This is a genomic window from Pseudomonas sp. DTU12.3 (assembly GCF_004124275.1).
Taxonomy (GTDB): Bacteria; Pseudomonadota; Gammaproteobacteria; order Pseudomonadales; family Pseudomonadaceae; genus Aquipseudomonas; species Aquipseudomonas helmanticensis.
Genome location: NZ_CP027218.1, coordinates 3,115,505 through 3,137,934 on the forward strand (window position 1 = coordinate 3,115,505; position 22,430 = coordinate 3,137,934).

The 22,430-nt window shown below is 60.5% G+C and carries 17 protein-coding genes; 4 read left to right on the forward strand and 13 right to left on the reverse strand.

From position 1 onward, the window contains the following. The first annotated feature begins 201 nt into the window (after window positions 1–201). Window positions 202–879, forward strand: coding sequence for a DUF3313 domain-containing protein (locus C2E19_RS14340; protein WP_129393380.1), 678 nt, complete (start codon window positions 202–204; stop codon window positions 877–879). Between the two features lie 166 nt (window positions 880–1,045). Here the strand turns inward: C2E19_RS14340 and C2E19_RS14345 are convergent, their stop codons facing one another. The 13 genes from C2E19_RS14345 to C2E19_RS14405 all read right to left on the reverse strand — a co-directional run bounded on the left by C2E19_RS14345 (window position 1,046) and on the right by C2E19_RS14405 (window position 16,822). Continuing rightward, window positions 1,046–3,550 (reverse strand): fused MFS/spermidine synthase, encoded by a 2,505-nt coding sequence (locus tag C2E19_RS14345; protein ID WP_129393383.1) that lies wholly within the window; start codon window positions 3,548–3,550, stop codon window positions 1,046–1,048. Between the two features lie 187 nt (window positions 3,551–3,737). Beyond that, window positions 3,738–5,324, reverse strand: a complete 1,587-nt coding sequence (locus C2E19_RS14350; RefSeq protein WP_129393386.1) for an arylsulfatase — start codon at window positions 5,322–5,324, stop codon at window positions 3,738–3,740. 71 nt (window positions 5,325–5,395) lie between these two features. Then, a complete protein-coding gene (locus tag C2E19_RS14355; protein ID WP_129393390.1) occupies window positions 5,396–6,418 on the reverse strand; it encodes an HAD family phosphatase in 1,023 nt (340 codons plus the stop codon). Then, window positions 6,415–7,839: a BatD family protein gene (locus C2E19_RS14360; protein WP_129393393.1), complete on the reverse strand. Its 1,425-nt coding sequence runs from the start codon at window positions 7,837–7,839 to the stop codon at window positions 6,415–6,417. The genes C2E19_RS14355 and C2E19_RS14360 overlap by 4 nt, the downstream gene beginning before the upstream one ends. After that, complete coding sequence (locus tag C2E19_RS14365; protein WP_129393396.1) at window positions 7,836–9,416, reverse strand: VWA domain-containing protein; 1,581 nt, start codon at window positions 9,414–9,416, stop codon at window positions 7,836–7,838. The genes C2E19_RS14360 and C2E19_RS14365 overlap by 4 nt, the downstream gene beginning before the upstream one ends. A 1-nt stretch (window position 9,417) precedes the next feature. Then, complete coding sequence (locus C2E19_RS14370) at window positions 9,418–10,410, reverse strand: VWA domain-containing protein (RefSeq protein ID WP_129393401.1); 993 nt, start codon at window positions 10,408–10,410, stop codon at window positions 9,418–9,420. Further along, window positions 10,397–10,996, reverse strand: a complete 600-nt coding sequence (locus C2E19_RS14375; protein ID WP_129393404.1) for a DUF4381 domain-containing protein — start codon at window positions 10,994–10,996, stop codon at window positions 10,397–10,399. Before C2E19_RS14375 ends, C2E19_RS14370 begins: the two co-directional genes overlap by 14 nt. After that, window positions 10,993–11,928, reverse strand: a complete 936-nt coding sequence (locus C2E19_RS14380) for a DUF58 domain-containing protein (protein WP_129393408.1) — start codon at window positions 11,926–11,928, stop codon at window positions 10,993–10,995. Before C2E19_RS14380 ends, C2E19_RS14375 begins: the two co-directional genes overlap by 4 nt. Continuing rightward, on the reverse strand, window positions 11,925–12,905 hold the full coding sequence (locus tag C2E19_RS14385) for a MoxR family ATPase (protein WP_129393411.1): 981 nt from the start codon (window positions 12,903–12,905) through the stop codon (window positions 11,925–11,927). The genes C2E19_RS14380 and C2E19_RS14385 overlap by 4 nt, the downstream gene beginning before the upstream one ends. Before the next feature lie 23 nt (window positions 12,906–12,928). Beyond that, complete coding sequence (locus C2E19_RS14390; protein ID WP_129393414.1) at window positions 12,929–13,879, reverse strand: transporter; 951 nt, start codon at window positions 13,877–13,879, stop codon at window positions 12,929–12,931. Window positions 13,880–13,891: 12 nt separating this feature from the next. Beyond that, window positions 13,892–15,304 (reverse strand): DUF1254 domain-containing protein, encoded by a 1,413-nt coding sequence (locus C2E19_RS14395; protein ID WP_129393417.1) that lies wholly within the window; start codon window positions 15,302–15,304, stop codon window positions 13,892–13,894. Between the two features lie 10 nt (window positions 15,305–15,314). After that, window positions 15,315–16,103: a hypothetical protein gene (locus tag C2E19_RS14400; RefSeq protein ID WP_129396122.1), complete on the reverse strand. Its 789-nt coding sequence runs from the start codon at window positions 16,101–16,103 to the stop codon at window positions 15,315–15,317. A 293-nt stretch (window positions 16,104–16,396) separates the two neighbouring features. After that, window positions 16,397–16,822, reverse strand: coding sequence for a YciI family protein (locus C2E19_RS14405; RefSeq protein WP_129393420.1), 426 nt, complete (start codon window positions 16,820–16,822; stop codon window positions 16,397–16,399). A 413-nt stretch (window positions 16,823–17,235) separates the two neighbouring features. Between C2E19_RS14405 and tpx the strand changes: the two genes are divergently transcribed. From tpx to C2E19_RS14420, 3 genes are all read left to right on the forward strand, one after another. Continuing rightward, window positions 17,236–17,736 carry a thiol peroxidase gene (gene tpx, locus C2E19_RS14410; protein WP_129393423.1) on the forward strand — a complete coding sequence of 167 codons (501 nt, stop codon included), beginning with the start codon at window positions 17,236–17,238 and terminating at the stop codon, window positions 17,734–17,736. A gap of 188 nt (window positions 17,737–17,924) precedes the next feature. Next, the gene (locus C2E19_RS14415; protein ID WP_129393426.1) at window positions 17,925–19,232 is read left to right on the forward strand and encodes an MdtA/MuxA family multidrug efflux RND transporter periplasmic adaptor subunit; all 1,308 of its coding nucleotides are present in this window, start codon (window positions 17,925–17,927) and stop codon (window positions 19,230–19,232) included. Then, window positions 19,229–22,330: an MdtB/MuxB family multidrug efflux RND transporter permease subunit gene (locus C2E19_RS14420; RefSeq protein ID WP_129393429.1), complete on the forward strand. Its 3,102-nt coding sequence runs from the start codon at window positions 19,229–19,231 to the stop codon at window positions 22,328–22,330. The genes C2E19_RS14415 and C2E19_RS14420 overlap by 4 nt, the downstream gene beginning before the upstream one ends. Window positions 22,331–22,430: the final 100 nt, after the last annotated feature.

Consider the following 22,430-nt stretch of genomic DNA (forward strand, 5'->3'; position numbering starts at 1 on the left):
TAGTCCAGGTGCATTTGCCGACTGGCGTGCGTTCAAGCTCGGTGCAGCTTTGCCGGATGGCCGGCGTCTGTCAAATGACGGTTGTGATCTGTCGCTCAGGCTTGCGTGAATTTTGTAATTTGCAATCGCAAATGCTGAGGTTTTAGCTATACCTGTAACTCCCCCAGGCAAAGTTTTCGGCCTTCTGACAGGAGTTACAGCATGAAGCTAGCAGTAATGATGGGCACGCTGTGTTTTGCCACCCTCGCCGTAGTGGGCTGTTCCAGCAAAACCGTCGACCCGAAAGAGTATTCGGGCTTCCTCAAGGACTACAGCCAACTGAAGGAGGCCAAGTCAACGTCCGGTGCCGAGGTGATGCGCTGGATGGACCCTAAATTCGACATCAACAAGTACACCAGTGTCTACATCGAACCAAGCCAGCTCTATCCCAAGCCGCAGCCGACCGCGAAGATTCCGCAGCAGACCCTCAACGGCATCACCAGTTACTACGATCAGGCACTCAAGCGTGAAATCGGCAAATCGTTGCCGCTGGCTACCGGCCCCGGTCCTGGTGTGATCGTGGTGCGTCCGGCCATTACCGCCGTCAGCAGCAAGACCGAAGGCCTGCACGCCTATGAAGTGATCCCGATTGCGCTGGTCGCTGCCGCCGTCAGTACCGCCAGCGGCATCCGCGATCAGGAAACCACCCTGGCCACCGAGGCGGTATTCCTCGATGGCGGCAGCAACAAGGTCGTGGCGCAGGTGGTGCGCAAAGGCACCGGCAAGCCGCTGGAAAATGACTCGCAGGTGATGAAGGCCAGCGATGTCAAAGCGGTGATCGATGGCTGGGCGGTGGATATGCACCAGATGTATCTGAAGCTCAAGTCCGAATCCAAATAACCACCCCCCCATGATGTAGGAACTGCCGAAGGCTGCGATCTTTTGATCTTGCTGTTCAACAGACCAAAGATCAAAAGATCAAAAGATCAAAAGATCAAAAGATCGCAGCCTTCGGCAGCTCCTACATGAATGGTTTATCAGGTTCATCGGTGGATCAGGCGCTGAGTCATTGCCCGGTAAACCAGCGAAAATACGGATTCGCACCCTCCCAACGCATCACCTCGCGCATGTCCCGTCCCCACGCATCCCGATCGCCGTCATACGCATGCAGGCTCGCCCGGTAAAATTGCATCAGACGCTGGCGATGGGTTTCCATGCGCTCGTTGAAGCCGGCATCGGCATTCACCAGTGGCGGCGCCTGATACAGGTCCAGCAACGCTGGCAGTACCCGCGTGATCTCCTTGCTGCGCACCCACGGCGCGTATTCGATGCGCGGCTGATCATCGGTCACGGCCTGGGCATCGGCGGCAAAGCGTTCAAGCCCGGCGCGATCAGTCACCCACGTCGCGAGCAGCGCAGCGGCCGAGCCGATGCCGACATCCTGCAAGGTGCTGCGTACGCTGTCCTGCTGGAAACGTTCGGTGATTTTCGCCGCGTCGAGTTGCATCGGCTGCATTGAGCCGACCAGCAACATCTCGTGGAACTCACTGGTCCACAGCGAGGCATACGGGAACACATCGAGGAAGCTGCGCACCAGCGAACGCGAGTCGTCGATGTTCTGCGTTGGCAACGGCAACCACTGGGCAACAATGCCTTGGTTCTCCAGGCGACTCGCCGCTAACTGGTAGAAGTCGCGCGAATACAGATTGACCACGCCGGCGGCGGAGGGCGGCGGTGGTTCCAGCGTGATCAGGTCGTAGGCTTGCGTGCTGCGCAGCAGTTCCTGACGGCCATCGCGCAGGCGCACCTCGACGCCGGGATCGCTGGCGGCGTTGAAGTTGCCTTTGAACAGCGGCGCAGCCTTGACCACCGACGGCAGCAATTCGGCGACCACGCGGTGCTCCAGCCCGGGATAACGCAACATCGCACCGGCGGTTATACCGGTGCCGAAACCGATCACCAGCGTCGAGCGCGGCTCACCGTTGTGAATCAGCAACGGCAGCAAGGCTTGGACGCGCATGTAGCGCAGTGACGGCATGGCGTCGCCGGTGTTCGACACGCCTTGAATATACAAACGATGGAAGGTGTTGTCGCCGCGCCCCTGGGCGACCACCGCGACGGTGCCGCCGCGACCCTCTTCATAAAAAGCCAATGTGCCGTTGCGTGCGCCGGGCAACAGGCTGGCCAGTTTGTCGACCGGGGTCAGCAGCGCCAGTGCCACCGAGACCAGTCCCAGTGCAACGACGGCCTGGCGCCGGCCTTTCTTGACGTGGTGTCCCTTGCGCACGGCGAAGTAGCCGATGCCCGCCGCGACAATCGCCAGCAGTCCCAGCGTACGCACCAATCCCAGCAGCGGAATCAACAGGAAGCCGCAAAGCATCACGCCGATAATCCCGCCGAGGGTATTGAACGCCACCACCGCGCCGACATCACGGCCGACGCGCTCATGACCAACACTCAGGCGCAGGGCCAGCGGGAATGCCGCACCGAGCAGCAACGTCGGCACAAATACGATGCTCAGCGCCGCTACGGCAAAGCGTGCACTCATGCCGGCCAGCTCACTGGCGCCGAGACCCAGCAACCACATTTCCGCCTGGCTTTGCGCGATCACCAGCCAACGCCCAAGCACAGCGATCTCCAGCAGTGCGATCAGCCCGGCGCCGGCAATCAGCAAACCGAATACGCCCCATGGATCGCGGATGCGCTCAACGCGACGCGCAAGCAGGGCGCTGCCGATAAATAACCCGGTCAGATAAGTCGCCAGCACCACGGCAAACGCATAGGTGCGCGTGCTCATGAACTGCACGATCGATTGCGACCAGACCACTTCGTAGCCCAGCGCTACGCCGCCAGCGATTGAGTACAACCAGAGTGCAGTGCGATCCGGGGCTTTTTCCGCGTGATGTTTGACGTGGGTGGTCACTGGCAGCGGATGTTGCCGGGCAAACCATAACGCGCCGACGGCAGCCAGCAGGTTGAGCATCGCTGCAAACAGCGCACTGCCGCGTACACCGAGGGTGGCGATCAACACGAACGCGGCGAGCAACGTGCCGACAATCGCGCCCAGCGTGTTCGCCGCATACAACTGACCGCCGGCCTTGCCCGGGTCCGTCGCCAGCGCACGCACCAGCACCGGCAGCGTACCGCCCATCAACACCGCCGGAATGCCCACCAGGGCAAACGGTAGCAGCCACGCGAGGATCCCGACGTGGCCTTGCAGCCAGGCAAACGGACTGGCCGCCAGGCTCATGGCAAACGTCGCACCGACGCCGAGAATCGCCACCAGCACTTCCAGCCCGGCATACAGCAACGCTGGCTGCTGCAAGCGATCGGCCCAACGCCCGAACAGCCAGCCACCCATCGCCAGCCCTGCGAAAAACGCGCTGATGCCGGTGGTGATCGCGTAGACCTCGACGCCGACCACCAGCGACAGTTGCTTGATCCACAGCACCTGATAGACCAATGCTGCCGCACCGGAGATGCACAGCAGCAGGGCGGGAATCAGCAGTGCCGCAGTGGCGGTGTGCGGGACGGGTACGGCCGACGACTTGCTGGCGATACGTGAAGACATGCGAATTGCCTTATACAAAATGACCGACCGCACACCCTGTAGGAGCTGCCGAAGACTGCGATCTTTTGATCTTGTTTTTTTAGAATCAGGATCAAAAGATCGCAGCCTTCGGCAGCTCCTGCAAGGGTTACGGCCGGTTTGGGATAGAGGCCGCCCGCCGGTGAGGGCGGGCGGCAGTCTTGCGGTCTTACTGTGCAGGTTGTGCTTTCATTTTTTCGGCGATTTTCGCGTCTACCGCAGCACGGATCTGGTCAACACTGAAGCTGGCCGGTCTCTGGCTTGGCGGGTATTCGACAAAGGTCTGCAGGAACGCTGCGGACTTGCCTACGGCCATCTCGGTCAGATAAACGTTTTTCGTCGTCCAGTCGTAATACTGGTCGGAAACGATATCGGCACGTTCATACGGGTCCATGCGCAGGTTGAAGATTTTCGGTACGCGCAGGCATACGAACGGTTCGCTCCAGACTTTGAAACCGCCCGGTGCACGCTGTTCGCAGAATACGGCTTTCCAGTTGCCGAATCGCATCGACACCAGCACGCCGTCATCGTTGAAGTAGTAGAACTCCTTCCGCTCACTCTTAGGGCTCTGGCCGGTCAGGTAAGGCAGTTGGTTGTAGCCGTCCAGATGCACTTTGAAGTTGGTGCCGCCGGAAGTCGGCGCCCAGCCCTTGAGCAACTTGTTCGCCACATCGGTTTCACCGGCAGCCGCAAGCAGCGTCGGGAACCAGTCGAGACCGGAGAACAGCTCGTTGGACACTTCACCCGGTTTGATTTTACCCGGCCAGCGAACCATCGCCGGCACCCGGTACGCACCTTCCCAGTTGGAGTTCTTCTCGTTGCGGAACGGCGTGGTCGCCGCGTCCGGCCAGGAGAACTGGTTCGGGCCGTTGTCGGTGGTATAGACGACGATGGTGTTGTCGGTGATTTTCAGGTCATCGAGGGTTTTCAGCAGTTTGCCGACGTCGCCGTCGTGCTCGACCATGCCGTCCGCGTATTCGTTGCCGGGCATGCCGCTCTGGCCCTTCATCGAATCACGCACGTGGGTGAACAAGTGCATGCGCGTGGTGTTCATCCAGACGAAGAACGGTTTGTCCGCCTTGGCCTGTTTCTCGATGAACGCCTGTGCAGCAGCAGTGGTTTCGTCGTCGATGGTTTCCATGCGTTTGGCGGTCAACGCGCCGGTATCTTCAATCTTGCCGTCGGCAAAACTGTGGATCACACCACGCGGGGAGGTTGCCTTGACGAAGTCGGGGTCATCCTTGGGCCAGTACGGACGCTCCGGCTCCTCTTCGGCGTTGAGGTGATACAGGTTGCCGAAAAATTCATCGAAACCGTGGTTGGTCGGCAGGTACTCGTCCTTGTCGCCCAAGTGGTTCTTGCCGAACTGACCGGTGGCGTAGCCTTGGGACTTGAGTGCCTGGGCGATGGTGATATCGCGCTTTTGCAGGCCCACGGGGGCGCCCGGAATGCCGACTTTCGACAGGCCGGTACGCAGTGGCGTCTGTCCGGTGATGAACGAGGATCGCCCGGCCGTGCAACTGTTCTCCGCATAGTAATCGGTGAACATCATGCCTTCTTTGGCGATGCGGTCGATGTTCGGCGTTTTGTAGCCCACAACGCCCATCGAATAGGCGCTGATGTTGGTCTGGCCGATGTCATCGCCGAAGATCACCAGTATGTTGGGTTTTTCAGCCGCTGTGGCAGTTGCCGACAGCGCCATCACCGAGGTTGCCACCAGGGCGAATTTCGGTAGCCACTTGCGTATGCGAGTCATCTGACTTGCTCCTTTTCGCGGGGGTCGTTTATTGCGACTTACGTTTATTGCAGTCCTGCAGCACGCTTTTCTTATTGCACCTGCTCGGAGACCGGTGACTCGAACGGGTAGATCCGGCGCCATTCGGACGCCATGTCGACCACGGTCCAGCCACGGGAATTGGCTTCGTCGAGGGCCTTATCGAGCCGCCCGATATCGGATTTGCGGTCATAGGCCCACTCGCGCTTGGCGTCGGTGTGGTGCACCAGGCCCATGAAACGCTTGCCGGAACCTGCGGCAGTCCACTGGAGCATTTGCAGGTCACCGTCGGAGTTGCCGAAGGCGAGGATCGGCCGCCGACCGATGACCGCATCGATGCTTTCCGGTTTGCCCGGGCCATCGTCGTTGTGCGCGAGTTTCGGTGTGCGCAGGATCGACGCCCGGCCGTCCTTGAATTGGAATGAAGTGATGAACGTGGTGCCGATCACCTGTTCCGGCGGGATGCCGTAGACCTTCTCGGCAAATGCACGCATGAACGCCGTATCACCGCCGGAAACGATGTAGGTCTTGAAGTCCTGGCTGCGCAGGTAGTCGAGCATTTCCAGCATCGGCTGGAAGATCATTTCGGTGTAGGGTTTACCGGTTTTCGGATGGCGCGCCTGACTCAGCCAGGTCTTGGCGTAGTCGTCGAACGCCTCGGTGGTCATGCCGGTGTGGGTTGCGCCGACGATTTTCAATAAGCCATCCATGCCCGCCGCGGCGAGGGCCTTGTGGTCGTTTTCAAGGACCGCTTTGAAGGGCTGGGTGGTTTTCCATTCCGGGTGCTGTGCGGCCGTGCGTTTGACCTCGTCCAGCGCAAACAGCAACTCGAAATACATCGGCTGCTCGCTCCATAAGGTGCCGTCGTTATCGAACACGGCGATGCGCTCGGCCGGTTTGACGAAGTCCTTGCTGCTTTGGTCAGTGACCGTTTGTACGAACTCGATAATGCTCTTTTTGGCTGGCCCGTCGTTCCACGATGGCAGTGGCTCGCTGGCCTGCGCGAGCAGGGGCAACGCCAGGCTGAACAGCAGGGCGAGTCCGAAACGTTGGCGGTACAGCATCGGGTTCGTCATGGGAAATCCTTCTCGTGAACGGGATTGAGCGGGCGCAGGGCTGACGCCGGTTTTACCTGCTGCTGTTGGACCTGACTGTGAAGCGTAGTCAAGGATTCGCGCAGTTGAACGAGTGTTTGCTCGGCGGTTGGGTGGCGACCGTAAAGCCCGCGTAACAGTCCTTGCAGGCGTGGGCCGGCATCGACCAGTTTCAGGCCCAGCCGACTGCGCCGCAGCCATAGATACAGCGCCGTCAGTTGTGGCGGCTTGGCTTGAAGTTCGCCGTTGATGTGCTGCCAGGCGTAGTCAGGTGATTGCTCCCAGGCCAGTTGCCTGGCGTGTTTGCGCGCTTGCCATTGCTGCCAGGCGCGAGTCATTCGCGGACGGCAGACATAAGTTGCGCCGACGAGGACGACGAGCAGGGTCAACCACACCAGCCAGCGCGCAGAGAAGTACAGGCGATTCTGGCCGATTTGCTTGAGGTCCTCGGCGATCGAGAACACTGGTTTGTAAGCACTGTTGGCTGCCGCTTCGAACGTCACTGCCGGCACCTGGGTGGTGCGCGTCTGTCTGGCGCCCGAATCCCACCACTTCACCGCGATCGCCGGCAGGGTGTAGGCGCCGGCCTTGTCGATGCGGTAGCTGACAGCGTCGATGCGCTGCCCACCCAGAATGTCACCGCGACCGTCATCGAGGCTGGTGACTTGCGGGGTTTTCACATAGCGGCTCAAACCGGCAACCTCACCCAGCACCGGTGCGGGCAGGGCCATCGCCAATGTGCCGTCGGCTTGCAAGGTCAATTGGCGGGTAATGCTGTCGCCGACTTTCAGCGGGGTCGCCGAGTTGACGAGGCTTTGTGTGAAGCGCAGGCCGGTCGCAACCAGCGGCGTTTCCCCGGGTTTGAAACCGGGCGGCTGGGCGGCGCTGAAATGCACGGGCTGACTCTGTGCGCTGATTTCCTTCGTGGCCTGGCCGGGTGTGGCGCGCACGGTCAGCGCCGGAATGTCGAAGCCTTGCGCGATATTCGGGGTGATCAGGTAGCTGTAGCGCAGGCCGCTGAAGGACTGGCCGTCAATGGTTTGATTGAGATGTTGGGCCTGGCCGTCTGGTGGCATCACCAGTGCGCCATCGAGCTTGAGGTCGGGCAGGGTGGCACCGCTGGTGAACCAGGTGTCGGTGAGGACATCGACTTGCAACTCGACCAGACCGCCGACCATGGCGCCTTCGGCGGGTTGCAGGTGGGCCTGGACTTTGAGTTGCGGATCGGCGGCGAAGGCGTTGAGGCTGAACAGGCCAGTCAGCAGCAAGGCGCCGAATCTTGTGGTGATTGATCTGGCCCCTTCGCGAGCAAGCCCGCTCCCACACGGGGGCTGCGCTGTACACACGTCCAATGTGGGAGCGGGCTTGCTCGCGAAGGCGTCAGCCGGATTTCGCTGAATCATGGCTTCGCTCCCTGCTGATCCTGCAAGCTGAACTTCTGCTTGAGAAACTTCGCCGGTGAGGTGGTCAGGTTCTGCAACCACAGCGCATCGGACGCGGCCTGCTCGGTCGCAACTTTTTTGCTCTGGCCCTTGCCCGGTGCCTTGTCGAATTTCACCTCGTCGGGTTTGGTCTGCGGTGCATTCTTCTCGGCGCTTTCGGTGTCTTTCAACAAGGCCTGCGCCAGCGCCAGATTGGCCGTCGCTTCGGTGAACTGCGGTTGCAGTTTCAAGGCTTGTGTATAGGCAGCTATCGCCTCATCGAACTTGAAGCGGCGCACGTAGATATTGCCCAGATAGAAGTACGCCTGCGGCGTGTCCAGTCGCGCAAAGGTCGCCAGTGCGAGGTCGTAGTCCGCAGCGTGATAGGCGGCGACACCTTTCCAGTACAGGTCGACAAACAGTGCCGCAGCCTGCGGCCAGTGTTCGTGCTCGAAGGCCCAGCGACCTTGCTGGTCACGGGTGAAAAACGCATCGGTCAAGGCATTGGCCTGCGCCGGTGCCGATGGCCAGCCAAGGCCTGCGGCCAGTATTAACGCCGGCATCCAGTTGACGCTCCAGCCCTTGCGCACGCTGAACAACGCCAGCAGCAACAGCGGCGAGCACAGCCAGTAACCGGCATCTTTCCAGTGCAGTTCACGCTGTTCGGCGCTGGCACTCTGAAAGTGCGCTTGTGCATGCAACTCGATCCAGTCCAGGTCATCGTCGTTGAGGGTCAGGCTGCCGAGCGGTGCATCGACAGCCGAAGCCAGCTGTTTGATTGCCGCTTGATCGAAACTGCCGAGGATCGGTCGCCCGTTGCTATCGATTTTCGGTTGGCCGTTGGCACCGTTAACGATCCCGCCGTCCTCACTGCCCACCGCCAATACCAATACTTGCAGCTGACTGCCGCTGAGGCGTTTGTCGAGGCTGCCGAGTTGCGCGGTATCGGCGCCGTCGGTGATCAGCAGCAGGCTGCCCGGAGTTTTCTCGGCACTGAGCAGGCGCTTGGCTTGATCAATCACCGCGCCGACATCCTTGCCCGGTTTGTCGATCAACCCGGTGCTCAAGGCCTGAATGAAGGTGTCGAGCAGCGCCGGGTCGTCAGTCGGCGGTAACACCAGATGCGCGCTGCCGGCATAGGCGATCAGTGCGGTGCGTGCGCCGGCACGACGCTGGATCAGGTCGTGAAGCTTGTGTTTGGCCGCTTCCAGGCGCGTCGGCTGGAGATCGCTGGCGTCCATCGACGGCGACAGATCCACCGCGACAATCAACGGCGCACGATTCTCGAGAAAGTCCGGGCGATCCTGTTCCCAGGTCGGCCCGGCCGCCGCGAGTGCACCGAGGATCAACAGCGCACAGAGCAGATGCACCGGACGCAGCCGTTGATGATCCTGCGGGGTGACCAACAGGTGCGGCAGTAAATGTTCGGCGATGTTGCCGCGCAGCCGTCGTTGCAGGTCACGGCTGCGGCGCCAGATCAGCGGCAACAGCGCGCCGAACACCGCGAGCAGCAGCCATAGCGGCCGGAGGAAATGCAAGTCGCTGAGATTGATGTCCATCTCAGGCCTCCTGCCTTTGCCGTGCGCTCGCCAGGCGCGGGCGCAACAGCGCGCCAAGCTGATACACCGCGAGCAACAGCAGCGCCGCGCCCAGCGGCCAATAAAACAATTCGCGCTGTGGCTGGTGGCGGAAGGTTTTCACCTGATGCGGCGTCAGTTGATCGAGGGTGCTGTAAACCCGATCCAGCGCGCTGCGGTCTTCGGCGCGAAAGAACTGGCCGCCGGTGGTGCGGGCGATCTGTTCAAGCCCCGCCAGATTGACCTTGGCCTCACCGGAGGCGCTGGGGTCGCCAATGCCGATGGTGTGAATGATCACGCCTTTGTTGGCGGCCATTTCGGCGGCATGATCCGGGGTGATAGCGCTGCTGGTGTCGTTGCCATCGGTGAGCAGGATGAGGACTTTTTCCTGTTCGTGGGCCTGGTCGAGCAACTTCAGGCTGAGGCCGATAGCGTCGCCGATCGCGGTGTTGGGGCCGGCCATGCCGATGCCGGTGTCGGCCAGCAACAGCGACAGGCTGGCGTGATCGAGGGTCAATGGCGCCTGCGGATACGCACCGCTGCCGAAGACGATCAGGCCGAGGCGGTCGTCCTTGCGCTTGTCGATAAAGCCTTGCACGACCTCTTTGACGGCAGCGAGGCGATTGATCTTTTCCCCGTTGGCGTTGGTGAAGTCTTCGGTTTCCATCGACTGCGAAATGTCGATGGCGAGCATCAGGTCGCGCACCGGTTGCTGGCGTTCGATGGGCTTTTCGACGAACACCGGCCGCGCAACTGCCAGCAGGATCAGTGCCCATACCAGTACATTGAGCAGCAACTGCCAGGCATTGCGTCGACTGCCGACGTTACTCGGTGCTTCGCCGACCGCGCGGCTCATGGCACTGAAAAACGGCACGCGCACTGCGCTGCGCGCTTCGTTGTAGGCGGGCAGGTACCGGTAGGCCAACCAAGGCAGCGGCAGCAGCAACAACAACCACGGATAATCAAGCTGCCACATGATGATGCTCCACCCAGTCCTGGCAGGTCTCGAACAGGCTCTGTCGTTGCGGCGCGGGGAGGGCGCGCAAGACCTCGTCCGGCGCGTAGGCGAGTTGTGCCAGTTGCGCGCTGAAATCCGTCGGCAACGGTTTCCTACAGTGTTGCTGCAAAAAGACTTGCCAATCCTCGCGCCCAAGCGCCGCAGAACCCTGTAGGAGTGAGCCTGCTCGCGATGGCGTCCGGTCAGTCGATGAATGTGTTGAACGTGATGACGCTATCGCGAGCAGGCTCACTCCTACAGAGATCGGGTTCCAGCTCGGGGATTGTGGGGGCATCGACAGGGCCACGCGTTTGAGCAACTCCGGGAGTTCGCGCAAGGCATTGAGGTCGTCGCTACGGCTGCGCAACTGCTCCAGTCGCGCCAGGGCTTCACGCCGGTACTGATCACGCTGCCATTGCCGATAACGACGGATTGCGATAATCAGCGTGAGCATCAGCAAAACCCCCAGCAACACCCACCAACCCCACGTCTGCGGCGCATAACTGACCGGCGCGGGCAGGCCCAACTCCTTGAGCTGGTCGATGCTGGGGATATTCGGATTCACCGTCGCGCTCCCGCTTTCTTGCCCAGTTCGGCGCGCAGTTGTTCATGGGCTTCTTCGGCGGTACTGATCATCATCAGCGGCACCTGACTGCGCCGCAGCAAGGTGGCGACGTCCTTGAGACGACCGCTGAGAAAATCCCCCAGCGGCTGATGCACGTTGCGTTTTTCGATGGCCAGCTCCACCTGCAATTCACCCTGGGTGACCAGCAAGCGGCCGTTGCTCGGCAGCTTCAGCGCCAGTGGATCGTAGACTTGCAGGGCGATCACATCGTTATGCGCCGACAGTTGCCGCATCAGTTGCAGGGTGCGTTCACCGGCGCCGGCGAAATCGCTGACGATGCAGATCAGATGATCGTGCCCGACCACGGCGAGGCAACGCTGCAAGACCTTGTCCAGTTGATCCTCGTCCTCGGCATCGCGGTTGCCGGCGTTCAAGGCGCGGTTCTGTTCGGCCACGCGACTGAGCAACGCCTCGACTCGCTTGCGACTGCGCAGCGGCGCGATGCTGTCGATACGCTGGTCATTGAACACCAGACCGCCGACCCGGTCGCCGGCATGGAACACCATCCACGCTGCAAGTGCCGCGAGCTCGGCGGCCACGGCGGATTTGAAGCTGCGTTGCGAGCCGAAGAACATCGACATGCGTTGATCAACCACGATCAACGCCGGGCGGTCGCGCTCTTCGGTGAAGGTACGCACCACCGGTTTGCCGGTGCGCAGCGAGGCGCGCCAGTCGAGGTGGCGTAAATCATCGCCGGGCTGATAACGGCGCAGTTCATCGAAGTTCAAGCCACGGCCACGCAGGCGCGAAGCATGATTGCCGGCAAGAATGCTGCCCTGCGGCTGGCGGGCAAGAAAACTCAGGTCGCGGGCCTTGAACTCCAACGCCATCAATTGCGCGAGAGAGACGTAGACCAGCCCTTCGTCGTTCATGCCGGAATCGCCACTTTGTCGAGAATCCGGTCGAGCACCTGATCGGCGCTGACGCCATCGGCCACCGCGTCGTAGCTCAGCTGCAGGCGATGACGCAACACCGGATGCACCACCGCGCGGACGTTGTCCGGCGAAACGAAATCCTGGCCTTGCAACCACGCATCGGCACGCGCGCAACGATCCAGACCGATGCCGCCACGCGGACTGGCGCCGATGCTGATCCAGCGCGCGAGGTCTTCATCGTAGTCAGCCGGGTGGCGGGTGGCGTTGATCAGATCAATCAGATAGCTGTCGATGGCCGGCGATACATGCACCGCGCTGACCTCTTTGCGCGCCGCGAAGATCACTTCCTGCGACAGGCTGAAGCCCTTCGCCAGCGTGGTGCTGGCACCTTGGGCGAACTCTTCGTTGCGCAGCAAACGCAACACCTGACTCTCGTTTTCGGCGCTCGGGTAATCGAGCAGAACCTTCATCAGGAACCGGTCCATTTGCGCTTCCGGCAACGGATAGGTGCCTTCCTGTTCAATCGGATTTTGCGTCGCCACCACGATAAACAGCTCCGGCAGCGCATGGCTGTTGCCGGCGACGGTGATCTGCCGCTCTTCCATGGCTTCGAGCAACGCTGCCTGGACTTTCGCCGGCGCGCGGTTGATCTCGTCGGCAAGAATCAGATTGCCGAACAGCGGGCCAGGCTGAAAGCGGATTTCGTTCTTGCCTTCGACCTGATGCAGCACCTCGGCCCCGGTGATGTCCGAGGGCAACAGGTCGGGGGTGAACTGGATGCGGCTCATCTTCGCATCGAGGTGCTTGGCCAGTGCCTTGACCGTGCGGGTCTTGGCCAGCCCCGGCAAACTTTCCAGAAGCAAATGCCCATTGGCCAACAGACCGAGGAGGATCTGCCGAATGACTTGATCCTGGCCGAGCACTGCTTCGGCGATGCTGGCTTGCAGGGCGTTGAGGTCGGTAAGAGCAGTCATGGCAGCAGTCCTTTGTGTCCGGTCTAGAAAAACGCGAGGGTCAGGTTGACGCTGAAGCCGTTGCCTTCGGGACGATTCTTGGTGTCGAACTCCGGCACCCAGCGGGCGCTGATGTTGGCCTGGGCGTCAGCGAATTTACCGGCCCAGCCGATCACCGGCCCGGCACCGACCGAACGTCCGCGATAGCCGTTGAAGGTATTGGCAGTCTGGCCTTTGTCGTCAGTCAGTTGCTGGATATAACCGGCGGCGACACCGGCGTTCCAGCCTTCGCCGAAGCCGTGGGTCCACAGTGCATCGAGGCGGAAGATGTTGCCGTTGCGGTAATCGGTCGCGTCGTTTTCGGTGTAGCGCTCGAATGCGCTCATCAGGCTGAACTCACCACCTTTGCCGTCCAGATGAGTGAACGCCACGGTCGGCATGAACGTGTAATTGTTCTGACCCGGGTTGGCCAGACGATCTTTGTTATAGGCACCCGTAGGCACGTAGATCGGCAGCGAAAACGAGATGTGGTTGAACTCATCGAAGTGGTAACCGGCGGCAATCGGGGTGATCAGCGCGTCGGCGAATTGCGTGCCGGAATCGCTGTCGCCCAGCGTCCGTCCGCGCGGGCCGGTGATGCTGGCTTTGATGTCGGTGTACTGCACCGGCACGCCGATCGCCGAGGCGTAATTCCAGCGACCTTTGCCGGTATCCCAGACGTGGGTGAAATTGCCCATGGTGTAGGAGACTTTCATGTCGATCCCGCCACTGACAGCGCCGGAGATCGGCGCTCCGGAACTGCCCTTGAGCGAGCCGTCGTACCAGATGCTGGTCAGCGACATGATCCAGCCGGGCTCCGGTGGCACGACCCCGGCGTTGGAAAACACTTGCTGGCCGGTAATCGGCCGGCCCACGCCGCCTTCTGCCGCGTAAAGCAGAGGACTGCCGATCATGCACAGCGCCAACAGCGGACGCACAACGTAAGGCTTGACCATCAAAAGCTCCGCTTATTGTTTTGAATTGACCGGATCGAGCAGGGGCATTTTCCATTCGCCACTGGCCACCTCCGGTTTCGGCAGGTAAAGACGCAAAATCCCGTAGAACGGTCCGTTGGGTGCCGGCAGCCAATTGGTCTGCTTGTCCTTGCCGGGGTTGGCGTGCTGCACGTACAGGGTCAGCCCGCCGTCGGCGTCGAGCGCAAGATCCGGCAGCATCCGCGAGTTGATCAGGTACCGATTGAGCGGGTTGGCCACGAGCAATTTGTTTTTGCCGTCATACATCGTCAGCGACCAGAAGGCGTCAGCCGGGGGCAGGGCGCCCTTGTCGAAATGCAGGGTGTAATCGTGTTTCGACGCATCGGCGGGTTGACCGTCCTTGTCGACGAAGTAACCGATGTAATTGGCTTCCTCCGCGGAGTTGCCGAAGATGCCCATGTTGGCCCCGGCATAGCGATACAGGTAATTGCCCTTGAGGTGGTCGCGGGTGCCGAAGAAATCGCCGCTGCTGACCTGATGGCTATCGACTTTGTCCTTCTTGAACCCGGCGAATTCGGCTTTGGCGTCGCTGATGCCGTCCTCCAGCGCCTGGCGCTGTTCGGTGCTGAGCTTCTTCACGTCGAACGGTGCGCCGGCGCCGATACCGATTTTGGCGAAACGCGCCAACAGGTCTTTCTCGACGTCCTGCGGCGGGGCGAAGGCCAGCATGAAGTTCAGGTAACGGAACAGATCCGGCGTTTCACTCATGGTCGGCGTCGGTTTCGGCCAACTGACTTTTGGTGCAGGCGCCGGGGCTTTCTGCTTGAGGTAATGGCTGAGGGTTTCGACCTTGTAGCCTTGCTGGATCTGCTTGACCTTGGTCAGGTCCTTTTCGTCGAACAGTTGGGTGCGATACAGCGCGTAGGTGATATTGCTTTCGCTGCGCAGCAGACGGTCGATATTCACCGGTTGCTGACCTTGCCATTCGGGGCCGGCAATCATGAAGTGACCGCCGTTGTTGCCGGTACTGCGGGTGCCCAGGTAGGCGAAGTTTTGTGTATAGGCGTCGATCAGCTGCACCGAGTAATAGCGGTGCTCTTCGATGGGCGGCAAGGACAGGATCAGCGGCTCGCTGCGCAGGTCCATCCAGACGAACGAGTAAGGCGTGTCGGCGTTGGGTGTGACGAATGCGGTGTCCTTGGCGGTAAAAGCCTTCGCCGTGTTGCCGATCCGGTTGAACGGTGCCTTGTAGTTCGGGCTTTTGCTGTCGATGGCCTGGGTGTAGAGGGTCTTGTACATCTCCACGACCGGGAAGCCATAGAGGTAAGCTTCCTTGGCAATTGCGCGTGCCTCTTCGGGGCTGGCGGTGAAACCCTGGGCACCGACGCCGCAACTGACGAACATCGTCATCAGGCTATATCCGGCGGCTTTGATGGCTCCTTGCATGGCGTTTTCCTTACTTGCCGAATGTCACGTTAATGCCTGTGTACACGACGAACTGCGGCAGTCCGTCGCCTTGGCGGTCGACTGTCCACTGCGGCTCGACGAAGGCGTTGAGGATGTTGCTGCCGGACTTCCAGGCTTTGCCCACACCGAGGCCGATGGGGATGTAGTGGGTGTCGTTTTTCAGGTCGAAAGTCCAGGTGCCGGTGGAGCGCAAGTACCAGCCTTTTTCCAGGTTGTGGATGATGAACGGCTGCATCGTTGCGCTCTCGACGTGCGCGCGGTCGCTGTCGCCGGCAAACGAACTTTGGTATTGCACCAGTGCGCCGAGCAAGCCGCGCGGCGAAGCGTCGATAGCCACTGCGGCGAGGCCACCTTGCCATTTGCCAGTGCCGAGTTCGTCCTGTTCAGCCGTCGGCGCAGTGATCAGTGGGCCAATGCCTAATTGCACGCCTTCGGTTTTCAGAATGAAGATGTCGAACAGGTTCAGATCGCCGATGCCGGTGCTGTAACCGTTGTGCGGGTCGGGGCGGGTGCTGATCGGCAGGGTGGCGCGAACCAGTTGCGGTACGCCGATGAAGTCGTTCGGCGCGATCGGCAAGGTGCCGCGCAGCAACACGTCATTGGTATGCGCGTTGCTGTCGTAAAGCCTGGGCGTGTAGTAATCCTGCAGGTTGGCACCCGGAGCGACGTTCAACGGGTTGTTGCTTTTGTTCGAATCCTCGGCGTTATCCGCTTGAGCGCTGCACGCAGCCGCCAGCGAACTCGCCAGAAACAGAGTTTTCCCCACTCGATTGAACATCATCCCCGATTCCCTGGTGGCTTATGGACAACTCGGCACTTGTCGGCCGTTACGGCGTAATCCCTTTCTTATCAAGCCTGTAGGACACGTCCGTTTGAAGCTAGCAGCTAATCGGGGGTTAGCCAGTCGAATGGATTAATTCTTTGGTTTTGTGTACGGGATCACAATCAAGTTGTGTTCACAAAAATACCCATGTAGGAGCTGCCGCAGGCTGCGATCTTTTGATCTCGCCGTAGATCACAAAAACAAGATCAAAAGATCGCAGCCTGCGGCAGCTCCTACATGGCCATTGTTCAGGCGTTTTTCTTGGCCTGGTCGCGGACGCGTTCTTCTTGGGCGCGGGCTTCGGGGGTGAATTCGGCGCCGAAGTCTTCGGCGGAGAATATCTGGCGGATTTCAATATCAGACTCGCCCGGCATCGGATTGGGGCAGCGTTTGACCCATTCGATGGCTTCTTCTTTGGATTTCACTTCCCAGATCCAGTATCCCGCCACCAGTTCTTTGGTTTCGATGAACGGCCCGTCGATGACCGTGCGTTTGTCACCGGAGAAATGCACGCGCGCACCTTTACTGCTCGGGTGCAGGCCGTCGGCGTCGATGAGAATGCCGGCCTTGACCAGTTCTTCGTTGAAGTTGCCCATCGCGGTGATCAGTTCTTCGCTGGGCATGATGCCGGCTTCCGAATCGACGCTGGCTTTGACAAGGATCATGAATCGCATGGTGGTGACTCCGTGGAATGTGGGGGATTCAATGGTTAGTCGAACGGGCCGGACTTGAATCGACAAGGTGCCTGAATAAAGATGCAAATCTGCGCTTTAACAACCATTGTCCCGAACGCAACGCAACGCAACGCAACGCAACGCAACGCAACGCAACGGACACGCTGCAACGACTACTGTAGGAGCTGCCGAAGGCTCGGGCCGCGATCGGACGATCTTTTGATGTTGGTTTTTAAAGGGCAAGATCAAAAGATCGCAGCCTGCGGCAGCTCCTACAGGGGTGTCGGGTTGTATACAATTTTTTGTTGCGTACCCCGACAATTTTCAAGCGGGGCATAGGTCGTCGGACAATTTCGTGGTTAACTTCGGCCTCTTGCATGCTTTCCAATCAAAACATCAGAAGGACTCAAGTCATGGCTCAAGTCACCCTTAAAGGCAATCCGGTTCAAGTCAACGGCCAACTGCCACAAGCCGGTTCCAAGGCGCCAGCCTTTTCTCTGGTTGCCGGCAATCTGTCCGACGTCACCCTGAAAGACTTTGCCGGCAAGCGCAAAGTGCTGAACATCTTCCCAAGCGTCGACACCCCGACCTGCGCCACTTCCGTGCGTAAGTTCAACGCCCAGGCCAACGAAGTGGCCAACACGGTAGTGCTGTGCATTTCAGCTGACCTGCCGTTCGCCCAAGCACGCTTCTGCGGCGCTGAAGGCCTTGAAAACGTGCAGAACCTGTCGACCCTGCGCGGCGTCGAGTTCATCGAAAACTACGGCGTGGCCATTGCTGACGGCCCGCTGAAAGGCCTGACCGCCCGCGCGGTAGTGGTTCTGGACGAAAACGACAACGTCCTGCACAGCGAACTGGTCAAGGAAATCGCTGAAGAACCAAACTACGATGCAGCCCTCGCTGTGTTGAAATAAGTGTTCTGAAACAAACGCTTTACAATTGTTAACGGCCTGGCCCTGTCCAGGCCGTTTTCATTTGTGTATCAGTGTTTTGCCTCACACCTTGAAACGTAAGTTGAAGGTAAATTGCCGGTAAAGCTGCTTTGCTTAATCGTCACCAGTGCTTATCGTTCAGCCTCCCGTAAAAGAAGCCCACGCGCCCAATGGTTAATCACTCCATGCAATCGTCCCCCCGCAACTCCCGTCGCTGGCTGATCAGCCTGCTTGTCTTGTTGGTTATCGCCGTGCTGTGCTGGAAATTCTGGCCTGCCGGCTCGGCCCACAAGGAGGGCGCCGAGAAAGCGGCCGCTGGGCACGCCGGGCGTTCGGGGATGATGCGGCCGGGCTTCGGTGGCGGCACCGGACCGATTCCGGTGCGCGTGGCGCCGGCAGTCACCGGTGACTTCCCGCTGTATTACAAGGCGTTGGGCACGGTTACGGCGCTCAATACCATCAACGTGCGCAGCCGGGTTGGCGGCGAATTGATGAAAATCAATTTCGAAGAAGGGCAGATGGTCAAGGCCGGCGACCTGCTGGCAGAGATCGACCCACGTCCTTACCAGAATGCCTTGCTGCAGGCGGAAGGCACGCTGTTGCAGAATCAGGCGCAACTGAAAAACGCTCAGGTCGATGTCGAGCGGTATCGCGGCCTGTTCAAGGAAGACAGCATCGCCAAGCAGACGCTGGACACCGCCGAAGCGCTGGTCGGCCAGTATCTGGGCACGGTCAAGACCAATCAGGCGGCGGTCAACGACGCCAAGCTCAATCTCGAATTCACCAAAATCCGCGCGCCGATTGCCGGTCGCGTCGGCCTGCGTCAGCTTGATGTCGGCAACCTGGTGGCGGCCAACGACACCACGTTCCTCGCGGTGATCACCCAGACGCAACCGATCAGCGTCGCGTTCACCCTGCCGGAAAACAGCCTCGAAACCGTGCTCGCCCGCTATCGCAGCGGCGCCAAACTGCCGGCCGAAGCGTGGGATCGCGGCGATAGCAAACTGCAAGCCACTGGCGTGCTGCAAAGCCTCGACAACCAGATCGACGTCGCCACCGGCACCCTGAAATTCAAGGCGCGTTACGAAAACCGTGACCAGTCGCTGTTCCCCAACCAGTTCGTCAACGTGCACTTGCTCGCCGACACCCTCAAGGGCGTGGTGCTGGCACCGTCGGCAGCCATCCAGTTCGGCACCAATGGCACCTTTGTCTACGCGATGGACGGCGACAAGAAGGTCACTATCCGCCAGTTGAAGATTGGCGCGAGCGACGGTTCAAATACTGTGGTCACCGAAGGCCTGTCCGCAGGCGACCGCGTAGTCCTCGAAGGCACCGACCGCCTGAAGGAAGGCAGCGAAGTGGAAGTGGTCAACGACAGCAATCAGGTGCCGACCACGCCGACCGAACATCTGCAAGGCAAATCCGCCGCCAACGCCCCGGACGCTGCTGTCACTGACAAGGCCAAGAAGGGCGCATGAACATTTCGCGGCTGTTCATTCTCCGTCCGGTAGCCACTACCCTGAGCATGCTGGCCATTGTGCTGGCCGGTCTGATCGCTTATCGCCTGTTGCCGGTGTCGGCCTTGCCTCAGGTCGATTACCCGACCATCCGCGTCATGACGCTGTACCCCGGCGCCAGCCCGGATGTGATGACCAGCGCGGTCACGGCGCCGCTTGAGCGCCAGTTCGGCCAGATGCCCGGCCTGACGCAAATGGCCTCGACCAGCTCCGGCGGCGCTTCGGTGCTGACCCTGCGTTTCAGCCTCGACATCAACATGGATGTCGCCGAGCAACAGGTGCAAGCGGCGATCAACGCGGCGACCAATCTGCTGCCCACCGACCTGCCGGCGCCACCGGTGTACAACAAGGTCAACCCGGCGGACACCCCGGTGCTGACCCTGGCCATCACTTCGAAAACCATGTTGCTGCCCAAGCTCAACGACCTGGTCGATACGCGCATGGCGCAGAAGATCGCCCAGATCAGCGGCGTCGGCATGGTCAGCATTGCCGGCGGCCAACGCCAGGCGGTGCGGATCAAGGTCAACCCAGAGGCACTGGCGGCCAACAGCCTGAACCTGTCGGATGTGCGCACGCTGATCAGTGCCTCCAACGTCAACCAGCCAAAAGGCAACTTTGACGGCCCGACCCGGGTGTCGATGCTCGATGCCAACGACCAGCTGACCTCACCCAAGGATTACGCCAACCTGATCCTTGCCTACAAGAACGGCGCGCCGTTGCGGCTCAAGGACGTTGCGGAAATCGTCGACGGCGCCGAAAACGAACGCCTCGCCGCGTGGGCCAACCAGAATCAGGCGGTATTGCTGAATATCCAGCGTCAGCCGGGCGCCAACGTCATCGAAGTGGTCGACCGCATCAAGGCGCTGCTGCCGAGCATCACCGATAACTTGCCGGCCGGCCTCGATGTCACGGTGCTGACTGACCGCACCCAGACCATCCGCGCCTCGGTCACCGATGTGCAGCATGAATTGCTGATCGCCATCGCACTGGTGGTGATGGTGACGTTCCTGTTTCTGCGCCGCGCCAGTGCGACGATCATTCCGTCGGTGGCTGTGCCGCTGTCGTTGATCGGTACCTTCGGGGTGATGTACCTGGCGGGGTTCTCGGTCAACAACCTGACCTTGATGGCGCTGACCATCGCCACCGGTTTTGTCGTCGACGATGCGATCGTGATGCTGGAAAACATCGCGCGCTTCATCGAAGAAGGCGACAGCCCGATGCAGGCCGCGCTCAAGGGCGCGAAACAGATTGGCTTCACCCTGATTTCCCTGACCCTGTCGCTGATCGCGGTGCTGATTCCGCTGCTGTTCATGGCGGATGTGGTCGGGCGGTTGTTTCGCGAATTCGCCATCACCCTGGCCGTGGCAATCCTGATTTCGCTGGTGGTCTCGCTGACCCTGACGCCGATGATGTGCGCGCGTCTGCTCAAGCGTGAGCCGGAGGTTCATGAACAGGGCCGTTTCTACCGCGCCAGCGGTGCGGTCATCGACTGGATGATCGCTGCTTACGGGCGCAAGTTGCAGTGGGTGCTCAAGCATCAGCCGCTGACATTGCTGGTCGCTATCGGCACACTCGCACTGACGGTTGTCCTTTATATGGTGGTGCCGAAAGGCTTCTTCCCGGTGCAGGACACCGGGGTGATCCAGGGCATTTCCGAAGCGCCGCAGTCGATTTCCTTCGCGGCGATGGGCGACCGTCAGCAGGAACTGGCGAAGATCATTCTCGAAGACCCGGCCGTGCAAAGCCTGTCGTCCTACATCGGTGTCGACGGCGACAACGCCACGCTCAACAGCGGCCGTTTGCTGATCAATCTCAAGCCGCATGGCCAGCGTGACCTGACCGCTACCGAGGTAATCGCGCGCTTGCAACCGCAAGTGGACAAACTGGTCGGCATTCGCCTGTTCATGCAGCCGGTACAGGACCTGACCATCGAGGATCGGGTCAGCCGCACCCAGTACCAGTTCAGCATGTCGTCACCGGATTCCGAGCTGCTCAGCCAGTGGAGCGGGCGTCTGGTCGAGGCACTGGCGCAGCGTCCGGAACTGACCGACGTTGCCAGCGATTTGCAGGACAAGGGCTTGCAGGTTTATCTGGTGATCGATCGCGATGCCGCCTCACGCCTCGGCGTGTCGGTGGCGAACATCACCGATGCGCTGTACGACGCCTTCGGTCAGCGGCAGATTTCGACCATTTACACCCAGGCCAGCCAGTACCGCGTGGTGTTGCAAGCGCAGGCCGGGGAGAAGATCGGTCCGCAGGCGCTGGATCAGATTCATGTGAAGACCACTGACGGCGCACAGGTGCGCCTGTCGAGCCTGGCCCATGTCGAGGAGCGTCAGGCGCAACTGGCCATCACTCACATCGACCAGTTCCCGGCAGTGATGATGTCGTTCAACCTTGCGCCCGGCGTCGCGCTGGGGCACGCGGTGGACATCATCGAGCAGGTGCAGAAGGACATCGGCATGCCGGTGGGCGTGCAAACCCAGTTCCAGGGTGCAGCCGAAGCGTTCCAGGCTTCGCTGTCGAGTACCTTGCTGCTGATTCTCGCGGCAGTGGTGACCATGTACATCGTGCTGGGCGTGCTGTACGAGAGCTACATCCATCCGATCACCATTCTCTCGACGTTGCCGTCGGCGGCGGTCGGTGCCTTGCTGGCGTTGCTGCTCAGTGGCAACGATCTGGGGATGATCGCGATCATCGGCATCATTCTGCTGATCGGTATCGTCAAGAAAAACGCGATCATGATGATCGACTTCGCCCTCGACGCCGAGCGCACGCAAGGCATGGCGCCTGAACAGGCGATCTATCAGGCGGCACTGCTGCGTTTCCGGCCGATCCTGATGACCACGCTGGCCGCGTTGTTCGGCGCGGTGCCGTTGATGCTCGCCACCGGTTCAGGCGCCGAGTTGCGTCAACCGTTGGGTCTGGTGATGGTCGGCGGCTTGCTGGTGAGCCAGGTGCTGACGCTGTTCACCACCCCGGTGATCTACCTGTATTTCGACCGTCTCGGCCGACGCTTCGGCAAAACCAATGTCGACGCCGGAGAGGTGTCGGTATGACTGTCCTTACACTTACCCCTTGTGGGAGCGGGCTTGCTCACGAAAACGGAGTATCAGCCACTACATCTATTGGATGTGCCGGCCTTTTCGCGAGCAAGCC

Excerpts from the sequence above, each read along its gene's own strand:
- C2E19_RS14405 (WP_129393420.1), bottom strand. The coding sequence starts at position 16,822 with ATGCGATTCATGATCCTTGTCAAAGCCAGCGTCGATTCGGAAGCCGGC.
- C2E19_RS14400 (WP_129396122.1), bottom strand. The coding sequence starts at position 16,103 with ATGTTCAATCGAGTGGGGAAAACTCTGTTTCTGGCGAGTTCGCTGGCG.
- C2E19_RS14385 (WP_129393411.1), bottom strand. The coding sequence starts at position 12,905 with ATGACTGCTCTTACCGACCTCAACGCCCTGCAAGCCAGCATCGCCGAA.
- C2E19_RS14355 (WP_129393390.1), bottom strand. The coding sequence starts at position 6,418 with ATGACGAACCCGATGCTGTACCGCCAACGTTTCGGACTCGCCCTGCTG.
- C2E19_RS14420 (WP_129393429.1), top strand. The coding sequence starts at position 19,229 with ATGAACATTTCGCGGCTGTTCATTCTCCGTCCGGTAGCCACTACCCTG.
- tpx (WP_129393423.1), top strand. The coding sequence starts at position 17,236 with ATGGCTCAAGTCACCCTTAAAGGCAATCCGGTTCAAGTCAACGGCCAA.
- C2E19_RS14395 (WP_129393417.1), bottom strand. The coding sequence starts at position 15,304 with ATGCAAGGAGCCATCAAAGCCGCCGGATATAGCCTGATGACGATGTTC.
- C2E19_RS14360 (WP_129393393.1), bottom strand. The coding sequence starts at position 7,839 with ATGATTCAGCGAAATCCGGCTGACGCCTTCGCGAGCAAGCCCGCTCCC.
- C2E19_RS14380 (WP_129393408.1), bottom strand. The coding sequence starts at position 11,928 with ATGAACGACGAAGGGCTGGTCTACGTCTCTCTCGCGCAATTGATGGCG.
- C2E19_RS14340 (WP_129393380.1), top strand. The coding sequence starts at position 202 with ATGAAGCTAGCAGTAATGATGGGCACGCTGTGTTTTGCCACCCTCGCC.
- C2E19_RS14350 (WP_129393386.1), bottom strand. The coding sequence starts at position 5,324 with ATGACTCGCATACGCAAGTGGCTACCGAAATTCGCCCTGGTGGCAACC.
- C2E19_RS14365 (WP_129393396.1), bottom strand. The coding sequence starts at position 9,416 with ATGGACATCAATCTCAGCGACTTGCATTTCCTCCGGCCGCTATGGCTG.
- C2E19_RS14390 (WP_129393414.1), bottom strand. The coding sequence starts at position 13,879 with ATGGTCAAGCCTTACGTTGTGCGTCCGCTGTTGGCGCTGTGCATGATC.
- C2E19_RS14370 (WP_129393401.1), bottom strand. The coding sequence starts at position 10,410 with ATGTGGCAGCTTGATTATCCGTGGTTGTTGTTGCTGCTGCCGCTGCCT.
- C2E19_RS14415 (WP_129393426.1), top strand. The coding sequence starts at position 17,925 with ATGGTTAATCACTCCATGCAATCGTCCCCCCGCAACTCCCGTCGCTGG.
- C2E19_RS14345 (WP_129393383.1), bottom strand. The coding sequence starts at position 3,550 with ATGTCTTCACGTATCGCCAGCAAGTCGTCGGCCGTACCCGTCCCGCAC.